Genomic DNA, 1,850 nt, shown 5'->3' with positions numbered 1-1,850 from the left:
GGCGAGTTGTCTGATCGTGTGGCGGTGTTGGCGCGTGCGTTGATCGATGCCGGTGTGGGTCCGGATGTGGCTGTGGGTGTGTGTGTTCCGCGGTCGGTGGACATGGTTGTGGCGATTCATGCGGTGGTGTCGGCGGGTGGGCAGTATGTGCCGATCGATACCGGTGCTCCGGTTGAGCGTGTGCGGTACATGGTGGAGACCGCGGGTGCTGAGTTGGTGTTGGTCGGTCCTGGGCCGGTTCCGGCGGCGGTGGCTGATTGTGGTGCGCGGACTTTTGTGGTGGATGCGTCGGGTCCGGTGGTGGGTGATACGTGTCCGGTGACTGCTGCGGAGCGTCGTGGTGTGTTGTCGGTGTCCTCGGCGGTGTACACGATTTTCACGTCGGGTTCGACGGGTCGGCCCAAGGGTGTGACGTTGCCGCATGCGGCGGTGGTGAACCGGTTGTGGTGGGGTCTGCATCAGTTGCCGATCGATGAGTCGGATGTGGTGGTGCTCAAGACGCCGTACACCTTTGATGTGTCGGTGCCGGAGTTGTTCGCGCCGTTCATGGTGGGTGCGACGGTGGTGGTGCTCAGGGCTGATGGTCATCTGGATCCGGTCTATGTCGCGGAGACGATCCGGGAGACTCGGGCGACGATGGTGCATTTCGTGCCGTCGATGCTGTCGGTCTTCCTGGACGTGGCTGGTGCCGAGCGACTGGCCGGCCTCACGTCGGTGCGTCTGCTGAGCACGACCGGTGAGGCGTTGCCGCCTGCGGTGGCGGGGCAGGCGTTGGCGGCGGTTCCGTCGGCGGAGTTGTACAACTTGTATGGTCCGACCGAGGCGGCGGTGGAGATCACGTATCAGCGTGTGGGTCGGGCTGATGGTGTGTTGAATGTGCCGATCGGTCGGCCGGTGTGGAATTCGACGTCGTTTGTGTTGGATTCGCGTTTGCGGTTGGTGCCTGATGGTGTGGTCGGTGAGTTGTATGTCGGTGGTGTGCAGTTGGCGCGTGGGTATGCGGCGCGTCCGGATCTGACTGCTGAGAGGTTTGTGGCTGATCCGTTCGGTGGGCCGGGTGAGCGGTTGTATCGGACCGGTGACTTGGTGCGGCGTAATGCTGGTGGGGACTTGGAGTATCTGGGGCGTACCGATTTCCAGGTGAAGTTGCGGGGTCAGCGGGTCGAGCTCGGTGAGATCGAGGCGGTGTTGGCGGGTGCGCCGGGTGTGGTGCATGCGGCGGCGACGGTGGTCAGTGCTGCTGGTGGTGAGCATCTGGTCGGTTATGTTGCGGGTGGTCCGGGGGAGCGGTTGGACCTCGAGGCGATCAAGGCGTCGGTTGCGGTCGGGTTGCCGGAGTACATGCGTCCCACCGCGTGGGTGGTGCTGGAGGATGTGCCGCTCAACAGTGCGGGCAAGTTGGATCGGAAGTCGTTGCCGGAGCCGGAGTTCACCTCGGCGGAGTATGTGGGGCCGGAGTCCGATCTGGAGCGGGTGATCGCGGATGTGTTCGCCGATGTGCTCGGGGTCGAGCAGGTCAGTGTGGTGGAGTCGTTTTTCGATATCGGTGGGAACTCGTTGTCGGCGACACGGCTGGCGGCGCGGGTGGCCGATGCGCTCGATGCCGAGGTGACGGTGCGGATGGTGTTCGATGCGCCGTCGGTGCGTGAGCTGGCGGTGCGGGTGGATGTCGGTTCGGTGCAGGCGCTTCCGCCGATCGTGGCGGGTGCGCGTCCGCAGCGGTTGCCGTTGTCGTTTGCGCAGCGGCGGATGTGGTTCATCAATCAGTTCGATGCGTCTTCGGGTGCGTACAACATCGTGGCCGGGTTGCGTTTGACCGGTGACCTCGACACCGACGCCCTGCGCGCAGC

General features: G+C 64.4%; 1 protein-coding gene. It reads left to right on the top strand.

The features are described 5' to 3' along the window. The coding region (locus tag BJF87_RS22705) for a non-ribosomal peptide synthetase (RefSeq protein WP_139319576.1) at positions 1–1,850 on the top strand (1,850 nt) is incomplete at both ends.

This window comes from Gordonia sp. CNJ-863 (assembly GCF_001942325.1).
Lineage (GTDB): Bacteria > Actinomycetota > Actinomycetes > Mycobacteriales > Mycobacteriaceae > Gordonia > Gordonia alkanivorans.
This window is presented reverse-complemented; position numbering and strand designations above follow the sequence as displayed.